This is a genomic window from Mycobacterium sp. ZZG, from assembly GCF_054786995.1.
Window position 1 is genome coordinate 63,171 of the sequence record NZ_JBTBFV010000003.1, and the last position, 17,208, is coordinate 80,378.

Annotated in this window: 18 protein-coding genes; 8 read left to right on the plus strand and 10 right to left on the minus strand. The window is 67.3% G+C overall.

Translation table 11 applies throughout. The annotated features are described in order from the left end of the window. Together ACXMYJ_RS02980 and ACXMYJ_RS02985 are read right to left on the minus strand one after the other, a co-directional pair. Positions 1-1,173, minus strand: coding sequence for a cytochrome P450 (locus tag ACXMYJ_RS02980; RefSeq protein ID WP_460354077.1), 1,173 nt, complete (start codon positions 1,171-1,173; stop codon positions 1-3). 56 nt (positions 1,174-1,229) lie between these two features. Next, entirely contained in the window at positions 1,230-1,934 is a 705-nt protein-coding gene (locus ACXMYJ_RS02985) for an NIPSNAP family protein (protein ID WP_260758040.1), read from the minus strand. 75 nt (positions 1,935-2,009) lie between these two features. Here ACXMYJ_RS02985 and ACXMYJ_RS02990 point away from each other — a divergent pair, with 75 nt between their 5' ends. Both ACXMYJ_RS02990 and ACXMYJ_RS02995 read left to right on the plus strand, forming a co-directional pair. Then, complete coding sequence (locus tag ACXMYJ_RS02990) at positions 2,010-2,831, plus strand: SMP-30/gluconolactonase/LRE family protein (protein ID WP_460353876.1); 822 nt, start codon at positions 2,010-2,012, stop codon at positions 2,829-2,831. Between the two features lie 31 nt (positions 2,832-2,862). Next, positions 2,863-3,693 carry a thioesterase family protein gene (locus ACXMYJ_RS02995; protein ID WP_260751506.1) on the plus strand — a complete coding sequence of 277 codons (831 nt, stop codon included), beginning with the start codon at positions 2,863-2,865 and terminating at the stop codon, positions 3,691-3,693. A 42-nt stretch (positions 3,694-3,735) separates the two neighbouring features. Here ACXMYJ_RS02995 and ACXMYJ_RS03000 read toward each other — a convergent pair whose 3' ends face one another. Then, positions 3,736-3,930, minus strand: coding sequence for a ferredoxin (locus ACXMYJ_RS03000; RefSeq protein ID WP_260751505.1), 195 nt, complete (start codon positions 3,928-3,930; stop codon positions 3,736-3,738). A 118-nt stretch (positions 3,931-4,048) separates the two neighbouring features. On the opposite strand from ACXMYJ_RS03000, the gene ACXMYJ_RS03005 reads away from it, so the two are divergent. Further along, positions 4,049-4,612 (plus strand): TetR/AcrR family transcriptional regulator, encoded by a 564-nt coding sequence (locus tag ACXMYJ_RS03005; protein WP_260751504.1) that lies wholly within the window; start codon positions 4,049-4,051, stop codon positions 4,610-4,612. 26 nt (positions 4,613-4,638) lie between these two features. On the opposite strand, the gene ACXMYJ_RS03010 is transcribed toward ACXMYJ_RS03005, so the two are convergent. Further along, a complete protein-coding gene (locus ACXMYJ_RS03010; RefSeq protein WP_260751503.1) occupies positions 4,639-5,829 on the minus strand; it encodes a CaiB/BaiF CoA transferase family protein in 1,191 nt (396 codons plus the stop codon). Positions 5,830-5,909: 80 nt separating this feature from the next. Between ACXMYJ_RS03010 and ACXMYJ_RS03015 the strand changes: the two genes are divergently transcribed. Genes ACXMYJ_RS03015 through ACXMYJ_RS03035 form a run of 5 tightly spaced genes read left to right on the plus strand, consistent with a single transcriptional unit; the run spans position 5,910 to position 10,020 of the window. After that, complete coding sequence (locus ACXMYJ_RS03015) at positions 5,910-7,061, plus strand: phosphotransferase (protein WP_396885464.1); 1,152 nt, start codon at positions 5,910-5,912, stop codon at positions 7,059-7,061. Between the two features lie 52 nt (positions 7,062-7,113). Beyond that, positions 7,114-7,650, plus strand: coding sequence for a TetR/AcrR family transcriptional regulator (locus ACXMYJ_RS03020; RefSeq protein WP_260751501.1), 537 nt, complete (start codon positions 7,114-7,116; stop codon positions 7,648-7,650). Positions 7,651-7,694: 44 nt separating this feature from the next. Continuing rightward, positions 7,695-9,182, plus strand: a complete 1,488-nt coding sequence (locus ACXMYJ_RS03025; protein ID WP_260751500.1) for an aldehyde dehydrogenase family protein — start codon at positions 7,695-7,697, stop codon at positions 9,180-9,182. After that, a complete protein-coding gene (locus ACXMYJ_RS03030; RefSeq protein ID WP_460353881.1) occupies positions 9,179-9,577 on the plus strand; it encodes a nuclear transport factor 2 family protein in 399 nt (132 codons plus the stop codon). Before ACXMYJ_RS03025 ends, ACXMYJ_RS03030 begins: the two co-directional genes overlap by 4 nt. After that, complete coding sequence (locus tag ACXMYJ_RS03035; RefSeq protein ID WP_260751498.1) at positions 9,577-10,020, plus strand: nuclear transport factor 2 family protein; 444 nt, start codon at positions 9,577-9,579, stop codon at positions 10,018-10,020. The genes ACXMYJ_RS03030 and ACXMYJ_RS03035 overlap by 1 nt, the downstream gene beginning before the upstream one ends. A 4-nt stretch (positions 10,021-10,024) precedes the next feature. On the opposite strand, the gene rlmN is transcribed toward ACXMYJ_RS03035, so the two are convergent. The 6 genes from rlmN to ACXMYJ_RS03065 form a co-directional block, all read right to left on the minus strand. Further along, positions 10,025-11,122, minus strand: a complete 1,098-nt coding sequence (rlmN, locus tag ACXMYJ_RS03040) for a dual-specificity RNA methyltransferase RlmN (RefSeq protein WP_460353883.1) — start codon at positions 11,120-11,122, stop codon at positions 10,025-10,027. A 51-nt stretch (positions 11,123-11,173) separates the two neighbouring features. Next, the gene (locus tag ACXMYJ_RS03045; protein WP_460353885.1) at positions 11,174-12,052 is read right to left on the minus strand and encodes a phosphatidate cytidylyltransferase; all 879 of its coding nucleotides are present in this window, start codon (positions 12,050-12,052) and stop codon (positions 11,174-11,176) included. 2 nt (positions 12,053-12,054) lie between these two features. Further along, entirely contained in the window at positions 12,055-12,612 is a 558-nt protein-coding gene (gene frr, locus ACXMYJ_RS03050; RefSeq protein ID WP_443186743.1) for a ribosome recycling factor, read from the minus strand. 40 nt (positions 12,613-12,652) lie between these two features. Further along, positions 12,653-13,408, minus strand: a complete 756-nt coding sequence (gene pyrH, locus ACXMYJ_RS03055) for a UMP kinase (protein WP_443186742.1) — start codon at positions 13,406-13,408, stop codon at positions 12,653-12,655. A gap of 261 nt (positions 13,409-13,669) precedes the next feature. Continuing rightward, positions 13,670-15,688, minus strand: coding sequence for a primary-amine oxidase (locus ACXMYJ_RS03060; protein WP_460353888.1), 2,019 nt, complete (start codon positions 15,686-15,688; stop codon positions 13,670-13,672). After that, positions 15,685-17,208: an APC family permease gene (locus tag ACXMYJ_RS03065; RefSeq protein WP_460353891.1), complete on the minus strand. Its 1,524-nt coding sequence runs from the start codon at positions 17,206-17,208 to the stop codon at positions 15,685-15,687. The genes ACXMYJ_RS03060 and ACXMYJ_RS03065 overlap by 4 nt, the downstream gene beginning before the upstream one ends.

Here is a 17,208-nt window from a genome sequence, read left to right on the forward strand (position 1 = left end):
TCAAATCTCCACGGGGAGGTTGTTCCAGCCCCACTGGAAGCTCGACGGGGGCCGCGACGCGGCTTCGGTGTCGACGCGGAAGTCGGGCACCCGTTTGAGCCATTCGGTCACCATGATGGCGATCTCCAGTCGCGCCAGATGCGCTCCGAGGCAGAAGTGCTGCCCGCGGCCGAACGCGAGCAGCCTGGCCATCGGCCGGTTCCAGAGGAACTCGTCGGGCTGCAGGTATTCGCGCTCGTCCCGGTTGGCTGAGGCGAGCAGTGAGATGATGCGCTGGCCCGGGCGGATGGTGGTGCCGTGCAGGGTGAACGGCCGGCGCAGCGTGCGCGCGAACCACTGGGCGGGCGCGCAGTAGCGGATCATCTCCTCGCGCGCGACGGGCACGTTGGCGTCCAGATCCGAACGCACCTCGGCGAGTTGACCGGGCTGCGCCGACAGCTCCCACAGTCCGTGCGCGACGATCTTGGGCACGGTCTCGGTGCCGCCGATGAAGACACCCAGCATCTGCACCGCCGCTTCGGTGTCGGACAGCGCCGACCCGTCGGGCAGCCGGTAGGCCAGCAGGTTGTCGACGATGGACAGCGCGTCGCCCTGCTGTGCGCGCCTGCGCTGCACCACCGGGGTGAGGTACTCCAGGTAGCCGGGCCGCGCGTTGGCCACTTCGACGCCGCTGCCCGGTTGCGCAAGGCTGCCCGCGTTGACAGTGGCCAGCACGTCGCCGGCGAGATCGGTTGGCAGGCCGACGAGTTCGCACACCACTGAGGCCGCGACGATCCCGCCGTAGTCCTGCGTCAGGTCGAACCGGCCCAGTGGTAGCAGTTCGTCGAGCCGCTCGTTGGCCAGCACCCGGATGCGCTCGCCGAGCCTGGCGACGTTCTTGGGCCGGAACGGCGCCGCGGTGCAGCGGCGGACCTCGTCGTAGATCGGCGCATCGAAGTTGGCGTGGAACGGCATCGGGTGCAGGGGCGGATCCGCGACCGGTCCGTCGTTGTGTTCGGCGAGCACCGCCGCGGCCGGCAGCGTCCCCTCCGACGCGACGAACGTCCCGTCGTTGATCTCCAGCACCCGCCAGATGTCGTCGAACCGTGACAGCGCGTAGGTGTCCCACTTGTCCAGGTAGTAGACCGGGTGCTCGTCGCGCAGAATGCGGTAGTACTTCAGCGGGTCGGCCATCACCGCCGGATCGAACGGGTCGTACGTGAAGTCTTGTGCCACAGTCACATTCGCCCTCACTGCAGCGGGGACGGGGGCAGCGCGGCCAGGATGGAATCCTCCCAGCCGTCACGCAACGCGGGAGCAACGCTCATCCAGGTCACGATCTCGGCCGGCGGACTGTCCTTCCACGACGGGTAGTGGTTCTCGAAGCAGTCCCAGTCCCCTTCCAGCGCCCAGTAGTGGATCACCTCGTTGAACCGGAAGGTGGTGATGAACGAGCCCAGCCAGCGCTTGCCGGTCGATTCCGACCACGGCACGTAGAGACGTTCGAGCTCGCGGATGTAGTCGTCCTGGCGGCCGGGCTTGGTCTGCATGATCTCCTGAATCACCAGTCCGGCCTTGAAGTCCGACTGTTGCAGCTGTGCCAGGGTCTTGTTGCTGCGCCCGGCGTACATGATTCGGCCCTCGCCGCGCGCCCCGGTCTCGCGCAGGAATGCCGCCCACTTGCCTGCTGCGGCCTCGTGGCTGCCGCTGCGGGCCTGGGCTCGGCCGATGCGCGCGTAGTCGGCGAACGCGTCGATTTCCCAGACGACGGTGACCTGCGGCCAGTGTCCGTTGTACGGCGTTGTCTCCCAGAGGGCGAACAGCCGGGCGCCGAGCTCGGTCATCATCGGGTGGTACAGGCCGTCGAACTCGGCGACGAACCGCTGGCTGCCCGCCGACCCGAGGTCGATCGTCTCGTGCAGGTAGAGCAACGTGTGGCTGTGGTATTTCTTCATGTTCACGACATGCTCCCGGTTGACAGCTGCACCCAGCGAGCGTGACACTTATCCGGTGTTTTGTAAAGTCATGACATGACGTTCACTCCGCTGGCCAACGGCTTCTGCTTCGGCGAGGGGCCGCGCTGGTTCGAAGGCCTGCTGTGGTTCTCCGACATGCTCGGCGAAGCGGTGCACACCGTGACGCTGGCCGGTGAGATGAGCACGCTCAGTCTGCCCGGCCACGCCCCGTCCGGGCTCGGCTTTCGGCCGGATGGATCGCTGTTGATCGTCTCGACCGAACACCGGCACGTGCTCGGCTACGACGGCGAGTCCGTGACCACCGTCGCCGACCTGTCCGCGATGGTCCCCGCCGCGCTCGGGGACCTGGTGATCGACCGGCACGGTTGCGCCTACGTCGGTTCCCAGGCCCGCGAGGGCGGCGTGATCGTGCGCGTCGATCCCGCCGAACAGCGCGCCGACGTGGTGGCCGACGGGCTGGACTTCCCCAACGGGATTGCCATCACCGCCGACGGACAGACCCTGATCGTCGCCGAATCGACCGGGCGGCGCCTGACGGCGTTCAGCATCGACGACGGCGGATCTCTATTCGCTCCAAGGGTTTTCGCCGATAGCCTGGACGGCCCCCCGGACGGCATCTGCGTTGACGCCGCGGGCGGGGTGTGGGTGGCGATGACGCTGGCGCACCGGTTTGACCGCATCGAGGACGGCGGCACGGTCACCGACCGGATCGATGCCGACGGCCGCGCCGCCATTGCGTGCACCCTGGGTGGCCCCGAGGACCGCACCCTATTCCTGCTGACCGCTCCGGACGCCTACCCTGAGCGCCTGCGCGGCACCAAGCTGTCCCGTCTGGACGCCGTGACCGTCGACATCCCGGCCGCCGCGCCGGCCTGACCCGCCCCGATCGGCCCCGAGAAAGGCAGCGATGTCCGATTCCTATTACGAACTCGTCGACACCGCCGAGGACCGCGGAGAGAAGTTCACCGCCACTGACTTGGTGCGCAGTACGTGGTCGGCGGCCATCCAGCACGCCGCACCGGTGTCGGCACTGCTGGTGCGCGCCCTGCAACGCTGCGAGCCACGGGCCGACACCAGACTCAGCCGCGTGCTGGTCGACCTGCTCGGCCCGGTGCCCGCCGACGGTGAATTCTGGGTCCGCGCGCGACGGGAGCGTCCCGGTACGCAGATCGAACTGATCAGCGCCGAGATGCTGGCCCCGGGGCCCGGCGGCCGGCTGCGGCCGGTGGCCAGGGCCAGCGGCTGGCGGTTGCAGACACTGGACACCGCCGCGGTGGCGCACGCCCCCGCCGAACCGCTGCGCCCGCTCTCGGAGGCCCGCGGCCGGGACATGAAGAAGGACTGGGACCGCAACTACGTCCACAGCCTGGACTGGCGGTGGCTGACCACGCCGATGGCCGCGGGTCCCGGCGAGTCGTGGATCAAACCCGAGGTCGACCTGGTCAGCGGCGAAGCGATGACGCCGCTCGAGCGGTTGTTCGCCGTGGCCGACGACGCCAACGGGATCGGCACCAGACTCGACATCCGCACGTGGACGTTCCTGAACACCGATCTGGCCGTCCACATCCATCGGGTGCCCGCCGGCGAGTGGATCGGGATCCGCGCCGAAACCAGCTACGGCCCGGATGGAATCGGTGCCACACTGGGCACCTTGTTCGACGAGTCCGGACCCGTCGGAGCGATCCAGCAGTCGGTCCTCCTCCGCCCCCGCCCGCCCAAACCCTCTCCCGCGGAATAGCGTTCCTGGCTGCCGCCGGGCCCTCGGCCACGACCAGGAACTCTATTCCGCGGCGAAGTACAGGGCGGCCGCGGGGCACTGCGTCACGGCCTGCTGCATCCGCTCCCGGTCCGACTCAGGACGCTCGGCGCCACGGATGACGACGGTGCCGTCGTCCTGCACCTCGAACACGTCCTCGGCGAGCGATTCGCAGATGCCGTGCCCGGTGCACTTGGTGAGATCGACTCCGACCCTCATGAACGCTCCGATCCTCAGCGCAGATTCCGCAGCTCCGTCTTGGCGGGCTGATCTCCCAGGCGGGGTGCAGTCACCGAAATAGCGTGACACTTAGCCGTAAATTTGTAAAGCTATCCTCATGCCGCAACGGACGCCGGATGCTCGGCCAACTCACGATGCCGACGACCCGGACATCTCCGCGCGTCAACGCATTCTGAGTGCTACGGCAGAAGTGTTGGGCCGCAACGGTATGACAAAGCTCTCGCTGTCGGAGGTGGCGGCCCAGGCCGGGGTCTCGCGGCCGACGTTGTACCGATATTTCGCCGACAAACGGGAACTGCTCGACGTGTTCGTGGTGTGGGAGCGGCAGTACTACGAACAGGCGATCGCGCGCGCCACAGCCGGCCTACCCGAATCCGAGCGCCTCGACGCGGCTCTGCGGGTCATCGTGGAATATCAACTGTCCTACCCAGGTTTGCGCATGGTCGACGTCGAACCCGACCAGGTGATCCGGCGACTGGCCCGCGTGCTGCCGCTGATGCGCGAGCGGCTGCAGCGACTGTGCACCGGACCGGACGCCGCGCTCGCCGCCGCCACCGCCGTGCGGGTCGCGATCTCGCAGTACCTGGTCCGCAGCGACGATGCCGAGCAGTTCCTCGACCAGCTGCGCCACGCCGCGCGGGTCAGGAACCCAGGACCGTAGATACGTCCGCGCGGTACAAGGATCGCCTATTCCGAGCTGAGCGCACGCGCAGCGACCTCGGCCAGCACCTCGTCGGTGTGCTCACCCAGACCGGGTGCAACACTACGTATTTGGGCGGGAGTGCCGTGAAAGTCGGCCGGGGTGGCAACCATCGGCACCGAACCGCCGCCAGCGTCGGGGACGTACACGATCCCGCCCGCGGCATGGAACTGTTCGTCGGCGACGACCTGCTCCAGCGAGTTGATCGGCGACCAGAACAGATCCGGCTGTCCGGCAAAGACTTCCGCCCAACCGGCGAGGGTCCTGCTGGCGAAGATCTCGTCGAGCTCGGCGATCAACTCGGTTGCGTGGGCGGCCCGGGCGCGGCCCGTGGCGAACCGTTCGTCGGTCAACCACCCGGGTCGCTGCACCGCCGCGCACAGCGCGGGCCAATGCCGATCACCCTGCAGGCCCACCAGCCAGAACCGTCGTCCGTCGCCGGCGGTGTAGTTGTTCATGCACGGGTTTGCCATCGACTCGCGTTGTCCGATGGCGATCGGATGGCCGGTGATCAGGAACGTGTTGAGGTCGAAGCTGACCGTGTAGGCGCCCTGGCGGTACAGCGAGGTCGTCACGAGTTGCCCTGTCCCGGTGCGGTTACGCGCCACCAACGCAGCACAGACCGCCCCGGCGAGCGTCATACCCGCCATGTGATCGCCCATGCCGCCGCGCTGAAACGGCGGGGTCTCCCCCGGGCGCGTGAGCAGATGGGCCAGGCCGGCCCTGGCCCAGAACGCGGCCACGTCGTAGGCCGGCCGGTCCGCGTCAGGGCCCTGGCTGCCGTATCCGGTGATCAAGCCGTAGACGAGCCGCGGGTTGGCCGTCGCGACCTCGTCGAAGTCCAGCCCGATGCGGCGCAACGCCCCGGTGCGGATGTTGGTCAGGAACACGTCGGCGCCGGCCAGCAGATCGCGCGCTGCGGTGTTGCCGTGAACCGTCGTCAGGTCCAGCACGACGCTACGCTTTCCGCGGTTGTCCATCTCGAACGGCGGGCTGACGTGGTGGCGATCCTGCGGATCGATACCGAGCATCCGGCCGAACGTGCGCGCCGGATCGCCCTCGGGAGGTTCGATCTTGACGACGTCGGCCCCCCAGTCGGCAAGGATTCCGCCGGCGGCCGGACCCGCCACCCACACGCCGAGTTCGACGACTCGAACACCCGCCAACGGACCCGTCATACCGACCACCTCGCGACACTTTACAAAAACACGTGGATTTGTAAGCCTTTGTGAGCTACCGGTCCAAGCCTAGGAGTCAACTGGTGTCCGTCATCGCCAATCGGATCGCTCCCGCCGCGGGGTTGGCCTCCCATCTTGGCCGCGGTATCCGCCGGATCGGGACCGACGCGCTGATCGGCCACCGGCGCGCACTACCCCGCACCCTCGCCGACCTCGACGCGACGGCGATGTCGTCGCTCATGGGACGCACCGTCACATCGGTGACGGTGCTCGACGGCGACGCCGGCACCTCCTCCCGTGCCCGGCTGGCGCTGACCGGCGACGACGTGCCGGGGTCGGTGTTCGTCAAGATGGCGGCGGAGACCGTCGCCATCCGAATCATGGGTGAGCTGGGCAACCTCGCCGCGACCGAGACGCGCTTCTACCGCCAGCTCGCCCCGGAGCTGACCGGCGTACCGGGCAGCTACGGCTCGCGGTTCGACCCGGTCACCGGACGCTTCGTTCTGGTGCTGGAGGATCTGGCCGACCCCTCGAAGGCGCCGTGCGAGTTCCCCGACACCCTGCACCCGATCGATCCGGAGCGGGCCGCTCTGGTGGTCGAACTGCTCGCCCGGCTGCACGCGACGTTCTGGGGCCGATTGCCGGAGCGCAGCGGGACCGGTCCGCTGGGCTGGCTCTACACCGCGTCCGGCGACAGCGCGTCACTGCTCACCGCGCCGCTGCTGCGGACCTCGGCACGGCGGCTGGCCGAGCGCACCGATCTACCGGTGTACCGCGGCCACTTCATCTGCGAGAACTACCGCGCCGCGGCCTCGCTGATCGACCGGCCGCCACACACCGTGATGCACGGCGACGCCCACCCCGGCAACCTGTACTTCCGCGCAGGCCACCCCGGCCTGCTGGACTGGCAGGCGGTCAGGCGTGGACACCCCAGCCGGGAGCTGGCGTACACGCTGGTCACCAGCATGACCGGCGAGGACCGGCGACAGTGTCAACGCGATCTGCTCGACGTGTACCGGGGGGCGCTGGCGGCGTCCGGCGGTCCGGAGCTCGACCGCGACGAACTCTGGGACCGCTACCGGCAGGGCGCGATGTACCCGTATGTCGCGGCACTGATCACCGCCGGGATGGGCGGAATGCAGGACGAGCAGATCGCGGTCAAGGGAGTGGAGCGCAGCCTTGAGGCGCTGGAGGACCTCGACACCGTCGCGTTGCTCGACAAGAGTTTGTGACCGACAGGCCACGCTTTACGATCGACACCGAACCCGTAAGTGAGGCCCCTACGTGAATCAATCCGCAGCCGACGCCGCCGAGGACACCTCGACGAGGACCAGGATTCTCGCGGCCACCGCAGAGGTGCTGGGCCGTTCCGGTCAGACCAAGCTGAGCCTGTCCGAGGTCGCGTTGCAGGCCGGGGTGTCGCGACCGACGCTGTACCGCTGGTTCGCCGACAAGCAGGCGCTTCTCGAGGCGTTCGGCGTTCATGAACGGCAGATGTTCGAGACCGGCATCGCCAAGGCCACGGCCGGCCTGCGGGGTAACGACCGGGTCGATGCGGCGATGCGGTTCATCGTCGAATATCAGCAGTCCTATTCGGGAGTGCGGCTCGTCGACATCGAACCCGAGGTCGTCATCTCCCGGTTGTCCCACATCATTCCGGTGATGCGCGCGCAGTTGGAGAAGCTGCTGCCAGGCGCCAACGGTGCGGTCAAGGCCGCCACCGCGATCCGAGTTGCGGTCTCGCATTACATCGTGCGCGCCGACGACGACGATCAGTTCCTGGCTCAGTTGCGCCATGCGGTGGGAATCAAGACAAGCTAACCGAAACGCGTGACACTCGGCGGAAAACTTGTAAAGCTGTCCCCATGACGACAGCGGAGACCGAAACCGGAGTGCTCGCCGGCGACGAGCGCATGCTCATCGACGGGGAACTGCAAGCCACCGGAAGCGGAGCCACCTTCGAGGTCATCCATCCGGCCAGTGAGCAGGTCGCCGGACACGCCACCGACGGCACGGTCGAGGACATCCAGCGTGCCGTCGGCGCGGCGCGGCGGGCCTTCGACGAGACCGACTGGTCGCGCGATCTCGACTTCCGCTATCACTGCCTCAGCCAGTTGCACGATGCGCTGGAGCGCAACAAGGAGCGGCTGCGTCGCATCTTGATCACCGAGGTGGGCTGTCCCGTCTCGGTGACCGGCAGCCAGATCGAGAGCCCGATCGAAGAGGTCAGGCACTGGGCAGAACACGGCCGCAACTTCGACTATCTAATCGACAACGGCGTCCATGACACGCCGCTCGGGCCGGCACGACGCAAGATCCACTACGAGGCGGTCGGCGTCGTGGGCGCGATCACCCCCTGGAATGTGCCGTTCTATCTCAACATCGCCGAGACGGTGCCGGCGTTGATGGCCGGCAACACCGTGGTGCTCAAGCCCGCCCAGCTGACCCCGTGGTCGGGCACCGAGTACGGCCGAATCGTGGCCGAGGAGACCGACATTCCGGCCGGGGTGTTCAACGTAGTGGTCTCCAACGCCAACGAGGTGGGTGCCGCGCTGTCCGCCGATCCCCGCGTGGACATGATCACGTTCACCGGGTCCACCGCGACCGGGCGGGCGATCCTGGCCGCGGGCGCGCCGACGGTCAAGAAGACGCTGCTCGAACTCGGCGGCAAATCGGCCCACATCGTGCTCGACGACGCCGACTTCAACGCCGCGCTGCCGATGGCGGCGATGATGGCGTGCGTGATGTCAGGCCAGTCCTGCATCCTGCCGTCCCGGATCCTGTTGCCGCGCAGCCGGTATGACGAGGGCATCGATACGCTTCGGACGATGATGGAGAACTTCCCGGTCGGGGATCCGTGGACGCCGGGCAACATGCAGGGACCCCAGATCAGCGAGACGCAGCGGCAGAAGGTCCTCGGCCTGATCTCCTCGGGTATCGACTCCGGTGCGCGGCTGGTCACCGGCGGTGGCATCCCGGAGAACCTGCCGGTGGGGTACTACACACAGCCCACCCTGCTCGCCGACGTGGATCCGAATTCGGTGGTGGCGCAAGAGGAGATCTTCGGGCCGGTACTGACCGTCACCCCCTACGGCACCGACGACGAAGCCATCGCGATCGCCAACAACACGATCTACGGTCTGTCCGGCGAGGTCAGCAGCGCCGACGTTGACCGCGCGTTCGCCGTCGCCTGCCGGATGCGCACCGGCAATGTGACCATCAACGGCAAGAGCCACTTCGGCATCGGCAGCCCGTTCGGCGGCACCAAGCAGTCCGGCCTGGGGTACCGCAACGGTGAAGAGGGTTACAAGGAGTATCTGGAGGCCAAGACGATCGGCATGCCGGACCAGTGAGTCTGCGGCAGCTGGCCGATCGTCTGGAGATCGAGAACCTGCTGACGCGCTACTGCCGTGCCGTCGACTCCAAGGACTGGGCGCTGTACCGGTCGATGTTCGCCGACGGCGCCCGCGTGGACTATTCGGCGGCCGGCCTGTTCGCAGGCACCTCCGACGATGCGGTCGGATATCTCACCAGGCACCAGGGGTCGATCACGGTCGGCATGCACTACGTCACCAACATCGAAGCCGAGATCGACGGCGACACCGCCCGCGTGGTGGCCATGTGGTTCAACGCCGTTGAGCTGCCCGGGAAGTCGGGCATCAGTTTCTTCGCCGGGCGGTGGCACGACGAGATGACACGGACTCCGCAGGGCTGGCGGATCCGCGCCCTGCGACTGGAGGTGGTGTGATGACCGACGCTTCCCGGGTGAGCGACGAACTGGAGATCCGTGATCTGTTGAGCCGCTACGCCCGCGGCGTCGACACCAAGGACTGGGAGCTGTACCGCTCGGTGTTCACCGAGGACGCGGTGATCGACTACTCGTCGGCAGGCATCCCGCCGGGCTCCCGGGACGAGATCACCGGCCTGTTCAGCAAGGCGTTCGCGGCGATTCCGTGGACGATGCACTACATCACCAACATCGAGGCCGAGTTCGATTCGGGGCCCGATGGCGACACCGCCACCGTGCGCGCGATGTTCTACAACCCGATGCAGCTGCCGGGCATGGCGGAACAGAGTTCGTGCGGCGGGTACTACTTCCACGACCTCGTCCGCACGCCGGACGGCTGGCGCAGCCGCCACCTGCGGGAGGACAACGTGTGGTTCGTCAACCGGCCCGGCGCCACGCCGTGACGCGTCAGCTCTGAGCAGCGAGTTGGCCGCAGGCGGCGGCGATTTCGCGGCCGCGGGTATCACGCACGGTGCAGGAGACCCCACGCTCGCGCACCCGCCGGACGAACTCGCGCTCGACCGGCTTGGGGCTGGCGTCCCACTCACTGCCCGGGGTCGGGTTCAACGGGATCAGGTTCACGTGCACCAGGGGGCCGAGCTTGCCGTGCAGCTTCTTGCCCAGCAGATCCGCCCGCCACGGCTGGTCGTTCACGTCGCGGATCAACGCGTATTCGATCGACACCCGGCGCCCGGTCACGTCGGCGTAGTAGCGGGCCGCGTCGAGGACTTCGTCGACCTTCCACCGGTTGTTCACCGGCACCAGGGTGTCGCGCAGCTCGTCGTCGGGGGTGTGCAGCGACACCGCCAGCGTCACGTTGAGCCGCTCGTCGGCCAGCTTGCGGATCGCCGGGGCCAGGCCGACCGTCGACACCGTCACCGACCGGGCCGAGATGCCGAAGCCGTGCGGCGCGGGCGCGGTGATTCGCTTCACGGCGGCCAGGACGCGGTTGTAGTTGGCCAGCGGTTCGCCCATGCCCATGAAGACGATGTTGGACAGCCTTCCCCCATCGCGGTTGCGCAGTTCGGCGCCGGCGAAGCGGACCTGTTCGAGGATCTCCGCCGTCGACAGGTTGCGCTTCAGTCCGCCCTGCCCCGTCGCGCAGAACGGGCACGCCATCCCGCAGCCGGCCTGTGACGAGATGCACACGGTGTTGCGGTCGGGATAGCGCATCAGCACCGACTCGAACGTGGTGTTGTCGCCCGCGCGCCACAGCACCTTGCGGGTCTCACCGGAGTCGCACTCGATCTCGCGATCGGCGTGCAGCAGCGTCGGGAACAGCGTGGCGCCGACCTGGTCGCGTACCGCAGCAGGCAGGTCGGTCATCTCGCGCGGGTCGGCGATCAGCCGGCTGAAGTATTGGTTGGCCAGCTGTTTTCCCCGGAAGGCGGGTAACCCGAGCTCGGCGACCGCGGCTGACCTCTCGGCGTCGGTGAGGTCGGCGAAATGCTTCGGCGGCAGCGCGCGGCGCGGAGCGTCGAAGACCAGAGGAAGTGGATTCGGCATGACTGCCGTCCAGTATCCCCTGCTGACGGGCGCTCAAGCCAACAGCGGCGGTCAGGCCAGCAGCGTCAGCACGATCCAGGTGGCGACCGCCGACGGCAACATGGCGTCGATGCGGTCCATCATGCCGCCGTGGCCGGGCAGCAGATTGCTCATGTCCTTGATGCCGAGGTCGCGTTTGAACTGGGACTCGACCAGATCCCCGAGGGTGCCCGTGATCACCAGCATCAGGCCGAGCGCGACGCCGGCCCACCACGGCTTGTCGAGCAGGAAGACCACGGCAAGCACCGACGCGGTCACGCCGAACAGCAGCGAAGCGGCCAGTCCCTCCCAGGACTTCTTGGGACTGATCGCCGGGGCCATGGTGTGCTTGCCGAACAGCACTCCGGCGATGTAGCCGCCGATGTCGGAGAACACCACGCCGAGCATCAGGCAGAACACGCGGTTGGCGCCGTCCTCGGGGTAGATGAGCAGCGCGCCGAAGCTGGCGAACAGCGGCACCCAGGTCGCGAGGAACACCGCGGCGCCGATGTCACGCGAGTAGTTCTCCGGTGCGTGTTTGAGGCCTTGCCCGACCAGCCGCCAGATCATGCACACCACGACGGTGGCGGCGAAGCCGCCCAAGGCTCCCGCCGGACCGAACGGCCAGGTCAGCCATAGCGTGGCCTGACCGCCGACCAACAGCGGCACCATCGGGATGCGGTATCCGGCCTCCCGGAGGCGGCTGCTGACCTCATAGGTGGCGATCGCGACCGCGGACGCCACCAGGGCGAGCCACAGGTAGGGCGCGAAGAGCAGGATCGCGATGAGTCCGCCGCCGAGGGCGGCGCCCACGGCGATGGCGGCGGGCAGATTGCGCCCGGCACGTGACGACTTCGTCGGCGGCTCGTCGACCGGCTGGGGTCCCACGGGGGTCGAGTGCTGGTCGGTCATGGTCAGACCTCCAGCAACTCGCCTTCCTTGTGCTTGACCAATTCGTCGATCTGGTTGGTGTACTGGTGGGTGGTCTTGTCGAGGTCCTTCTCCGCGCGGGTCACCTCGTCCTCACCCGCGTCGCCGTCCTTCTTGATGCGCGACAGCTCCTCCATCGCCTTGCGGCGGATGTTGCGCACCGACACCTTGGCGTCCTCGCCTTTGGCCTTGGCCTGCTTGACCAGGTCGCGGCGCCGTTCCTCGGTGAGCTGCGGGATCGACACCCGGATGACGTTGCCGTCGTTGGTCGGGTTCACCCCCAGGTCGGAGTTGCGGATCGCGTCCTCGATGTTGCGCAGCTGGTTGGACTCGTAGGGCTTGATGACGACGAGCCGGGCCTCGGGCACGTTGATGCTGGACAGCTGGGTGATCGGGGTGGCGGCGCCGTAGTAGTCGACGTGGATGCGGTTGAACATCCCCGGGTTGGCGCGGCCGGTGCGAATCGACGCGAGGTCGTCGCGTGCCACCGAGACGGCCTTCTCCATCTTCTCCTCGGCATCGAAGAGGGTTTCGTCGATCACTGCTTGTCTCCCGTCGCTGTCGCTGCCCCGGTGCCCACGGCTAGGTGGTGACCAGTGTCCCGATCTTCTCACCCGCGACGGCGCGCGCGATATTGCCGTCGACGAGCAGATTGAACACCAGGATCGGCATACCGTTGTCCATGCACAAACTGAACGCCGTCGCGTCGGCGACTTTGAGCCCGCGGTCGATGACCTCGCGGTGACTGATCGCGGGGAGCAGTTCTGCGTTCTGGTCCACGCAGGGGTCGGCGGTGAACACCCCGTCGACCGCCTTGGCCATCAGCACCACGTCGGCCCCGATCTCCAGCGCACGCTGGGCGGCGGTGGTGTCGGTGGAGAAGTACGGCAGCCCCATGCCGGCGCCGAAGATCACGACGCGGCCCTTCTCCAGGTGCCGTACCGCGCGCAGCGGAATGTAGGGCTCGGCCACCTGTCCCATGGTGATGGCCGTCTGCACGCGGGTGTCGATGCCCTCCTTCTGCAGGAAATCCTGCAGCGCAAGGCTGTTCATCACGGTGCCGAGCATGCCCATGTAGTCCGAGCGGGTGCGCTCCATGCCCCGCTGCTGCAGTTGGGCACCGCGGAAGAAGTTGCCGCCGCCGATGACGACCGCGACCTGCGCCCCGCTGCGGACGACTTCGGCGATCTGGCGGGCCACCAGTGCGACCACGTCGGGATCGAGCCCGACCTGCCCGCCGCCGAACATCTCGCCGCCGAGTTTCAGCAGGACCCTGCCGTACGCGGGTCTGATCGGGGAGGACGGGTCGGCGATCGGCTTGGCCGTTGGGTCTGCCATCGGGCTCCTTCCGGACTGCGAACGCGACACGATTGCCCCAATCCTGCCAAACTCGCGCGCCACTTTTTCCCGCGACCGTGCGAGTCTGCGGCCGCCACGCCGAGAAATCCTCCGACTCGGCGCACGCTCGCCGCCGCCACACGTGTCGCCGCGGTCTCGCCAGCCCAGGTAGAGGGGGTGACGCCACGGCTTTTCCCGGCGCTGACCCCGGCCGCCGGCGCCGCGCCGGCGGTGGTCGGGAGGTAGGTGAGTGCGTTCGGCTCAGGACTCCAGGGCCCGGTCCGCCACGGGCAGGGCGGCGTGACCGCTGTGGCAGGCCTTGGGTGGTGACGGCGGCAGATCCAGCGCCGGGTTCCCGTCGAAGAAGCCGATCGGCTTCAGATGGAACCCGGTGTACGCGCACGGCATCACCGGCCAGTCCTCGGGCCGCACGACGTGGTGGGCGCCGAGGGTGTACCAGAGCACGACGTCGGTGTTCTCCAGCGGCGCGTCGTCGGCGATGAACTCAGGCAGACCCTGGACGTCCGCCGACTGGTACATGTAGTCGCCCGCCGCGAACCGCTCGGCCGGGTCGTACTTGGTCACCCAGAGATTGTGTTGCAGGAACCGGGCGCGGTCGTAGATGTAGGACCCCTCCTGCACCATCACCGGCACGATGTCCTTGGGCACCAGCTTGTAGGCCACCGGGATGCCGAGTTCGTTGGTTTTCGACGGGTTGGTGATCTTCCAGTACCGGCCGGTGGACCAGTTCCAGTCACGCGCGCCGCAGGCCTCGGAGGCCACCACGGTGTCCTTGGTGATCCACGCGTTGCGGTGCGGGTTGAGCGCCGGATCCGGTTCCGGCACCGAATCGACTTCGTAGACACTGTTTCCCGGACCGTCGATGCACATGTCGAGGCGGAAGTTGAAGAAGTGCTGGTGATTCGGGCCGTAGATTCCGGGCGCGACCATCTTGCCCCAGCGCGGCTGCTCCCCCGGACCGACCTCGACCGCCCCGGTGGTCAGCACACCGGAGAGCTTGACCTCGACCTCGATTGACGCGTCGTTGTAGAAGTACCAGAAGAACCCGTACTCGTAGTTGCCCACGGTGCAGATCATCGAGATCACCAACCGGCGGGAGCGCCGGACCTCCACCTCGCCGGTGCGGAAGTCGGTGTGCTTCCAGGAGATTCCGAAGTCCTCTTCGTGCATGCAGATCGCGTTGGGGATGGTGACGGCGTTGCCGTTGGAATCGTTGACCGTGCCGTCGAAATAGTGGATCTCGCCGAGGCAGTCGCAGCCGAGCGTCAGTGGGTTCGCCGAGAACCCCATCCCGACCTCGCCCATGTCGAAGACGTTCTTGTTCCAGTGGGTGGGCGCGCTGTCGCCGTAGGGCACCACCATCTCCGACAACGATGCCCGGTACATGATCGGGCGGGTCTCGCCGCGGTCGGTGTAGGTGACCTCGTGCAGTGTGATGCCCTCGCGAGGGTTGAACCCGATCCGCAGAGACCACTTCTGCCACTGCACTTTCCAGCCGTCGACGGTGAAGCTGGGGCCGTCAGGCTGGGTGATCTCGATGGCTTTCACGTCGTCGCGGAACTGGGTGAACGCCGGCCGGTTGTTCGGGTCGAACATGAACTGCTCGGTGTAGTTGCCCGCGGTCGGGGGCAGCGGCACCACGCCGTGGTCTTCGACGTCGAGGACGGTCATGGCGTCGAGGTCGAACGTGACGATCAACCCCTCGACCGGACGGGCATACCCGTGTTCGGAGGGGGCGGCACGCACGAAGGTCAGCGGCCGGCAGATCAGCGCGGAGCGCTCGTAGTGGTCCTGCGCACCGTAGTAGCCCGCCGGCCACGGGTCGATCATCGCCAGGCCGAAATCGGTGACCCCGCGCTTTCGCATCGCGTCCTGCCAGCGGGGGTCCTCCCGGACCTTCTCCTCCACCCCCGTCATGTGCTCGACGAGATACGACGGAAATCGTCCCGGGATGGGGGTCCAGGAGTCGATCACGCGCGCGGTGAGGTCGACGACGGCCTCGTAGATCAGCTTCGCCGCGGCGTCGTACATGGTCAGGAACGCCCGCCGGGCGACGGCCTGCCCCTCGAAGGTCAGCGCCGGGTTCTTGTCCGGCTCGGCAAGCTGGATCATCACGAATTTCAGCGTGGTCGTTGCATATTCGGAGGCCGTCACCACCGCCGCGGCGGCCTCGATCTCAGCTCCGGTCAACGGATCGAGCGGGTAGGCCCCGAGCGCCGCATCGTGCTCGCCGCGAGTGCGGGTGTCCTCCATCGTCATTTCGCGGTTTCCTTGTTCCCTGTGGTTTCTTCTGTGGTGGTGAGATCGAAGACCGCAAGGTGTGCCAGCGCGTCCTCCTGACTGACCTTGTGCGCCGACCGCCGGCCGAAGATGTACACCGTCAGGCCGAGGACGAACATGCCCAGGCTGATGCCGCCGACCCAGGTCATCCAGGTGGCGCCGGGCACGTCGATCCACGGCGTGACGAACGAGTAGTAGATGCCGCCGACGGTGCCGACAGACCCGACGACGACCGCAGTCCACACCCCGGCCATACCACCGGGAATCCGCCAGAACTGTTCGCTGGCATACCGATCCGCGTACTTCTTGCGTGCCACCACCACCGGGATCAGGAAGAAGAAGCCGGACAGCAGCCACACCGTCGACAGGCCGCCCTGCAGGTAGATGGTGACGTTGGCCATGCTGCTCTGCGAGTACAGACCGACCAGGATCACCGAGGAAATCACGCCCTGGATCAGGATGGCGGTCACCGGGTTCCGCGTGCGCGGGTTCAGATGGGTGAAGAGCCGGGGCAGGTGGCGCTCCAGACCGGACACGAAGATCAGTCTCGAGTAGGCGACCTGGTAGGTCATCAGGGCCACGATGATGATGAACGCCAGCACGACCGCGCAGACCTCCATCAGACCGGGGAAGCCGGCGACGTCGAGCATGCCGATGACGCCGGTCACGGGATCGATTTCGTCGCCGGGCAGCGCCATCATGGTCCCGAGCGTGGTCATCAGGTAGATGGCGACCAGAGCCGTTGATCCCCAGAGGATCATCTTCGGACCGCTCTTGCGCACCGACAGGAACTCCGCGCCCATGTTGTAGGGCGTCTCGACGCCGAGCAGGTACAGCAGCACCGTTCCGTACAGGAATCCGGCGACCGCGAAGTTCGGGATGGTGGCTTCGGCCCAACTGAACGGAGTCGCCGACCCGTTGTCGACGGCAAACAGCAGACCACTGAGGAAGATGGTCAGTGCCAGCACCCCGTAGACCACGAAGACGACATTCATGATCTTCTGGTTGGCGGCCAGCTTCGCCAACGCCAGACCGATCACCGTCCACAGGATGACCAGCTGACAGATGATGCTGGTGGTGAGGCCGAGTTCGGCGTGGAAGGCCAGCAGCAGGAACTGCAGCACCACCGCCGGCGAGGACGCGGCGTTGAGGATCACCGGCACCCAGGACAGATAACCGCCGATGAATCCCCACGTCTCCCCCATGGTCCGGGTGGCCCAGATGTAGACCCCGCCCTGGCCCGGCCACAGGTTGCCGAGTTCGACGACCGCCATCCCCGCGGGGACCAGGAAGGTGAGGATCCCCAGCACCCACATCGGAATCGCCGTCCACCCTCCGGCTGCCATCACCGAGGAGCCGGTGATCCAGCAGATGATGAAGACGTAGGCGGCCGTGAGGCCGAAGGTGGTCATCACCTTGGGCAGGATCTGTTCGGGGACCAATTCGGTGGTCATGAGTTTGTCGCGCTGAGCCGACGCCGCGGGCTCGGTTTGGGTCAT

Coding starts and splice junctions, on each gene's coding strand:
- ACXMYJ_RS03065 (WP_460353891.1), bottom strand. CDS start 17,208: ATGACCCAAACCGAGCCCGCGGCGTCGGCTCAGCGCGACAAACTCATG.
- ACXMYJ_RS03035 (WP_260751498.1), top strand. CDS start 9,577: ATGACCGACGCTTCCCGGGTGAGCGACGAACTGGAGATCCGTGATCTG.
- pyrH (WP_443186742.1), bottom strand. CDS start 13,408: ATGGCAGACCCAACGGCCAAGCCGATCGCCGACCCGTCCTCCCCGATC.
- ACXMYJ_RS02980 (WP_460354077.1), bottom strand. CDS start 1,173: ATGGCCGACCCGCTGAAGTACTACCGCATTCTGCGCGACGAGCACCCG.
- ACXMYJ_RS02990 (WP_460353876.1), top strand. CDS start 2,010: ATGACGTTCACTCCGCTGGCCAACGGCTTCTGCTTCGGCGAGGGGCCG.
- ACXMYJ_RS03000 (WP_260751505.1), bottom strand. CDS start 3,930: ATGAGGGTCGGAGTCGATCTCACCAAGTGCACCGGGCACGGCATCTGC.
- rlmN (WP_460353883.1), bottom strand. CDS start 11,122: ATGCCGAATCCACTTCCTCTGGTCTTCGACGCTCCGCGCCGCGCGCTG.
- ACXMYJ_RS02985 (WP_260758040.1), bottom strand. CDS start 1,934: ATGAAGAAATACCACAGCCACACGTTGCTCTACCTGCACGAGACGATC.
- ACXMYJ_RS03025 (WP_260751500.1), top strand. CDS start 7,695: ATGACGACAGCGGAGACCGAAACCGGAGTGCTCGCCGGCGACGAGCGC.
- ACXMYJ_RS03005 (WP_260751504.1), top strand. CDS start 4,049: ATGCCGCAACGGACGCCGGATGCTCGGCCAACTCACGATGCCGACGAC.
- ACXMYJ_RS02995 (WP_260751506.1), top strand. CDS start 2,863: ATGTCCGATTCCTATTACGAACTCGTCGACACCGCCGAGGACCGCGGA.
- ACXMYJ_RS03060 (WP_460353888.1), bottom strand. CDS start 15,688: ATGACGATGGAGGACACCCGCACTCGCGGCGAGCACGATGCGGCGCTC.
- ACXMYJ_RS03010 (WP_260751503.1), bottom strand. CDS start 5,829: ATGACGGGTCCGTTGGCGGGTGTTCGAGTCGTCGAACTCGGCGTGTGG.
- ACXMYJ_RS03045 (WP_460353885.1), bottom strand. CDS start 12,052: ATGACCGACCAGCACTCGACCCCCGTGGGACCCCAGCCGGTCGACGAG.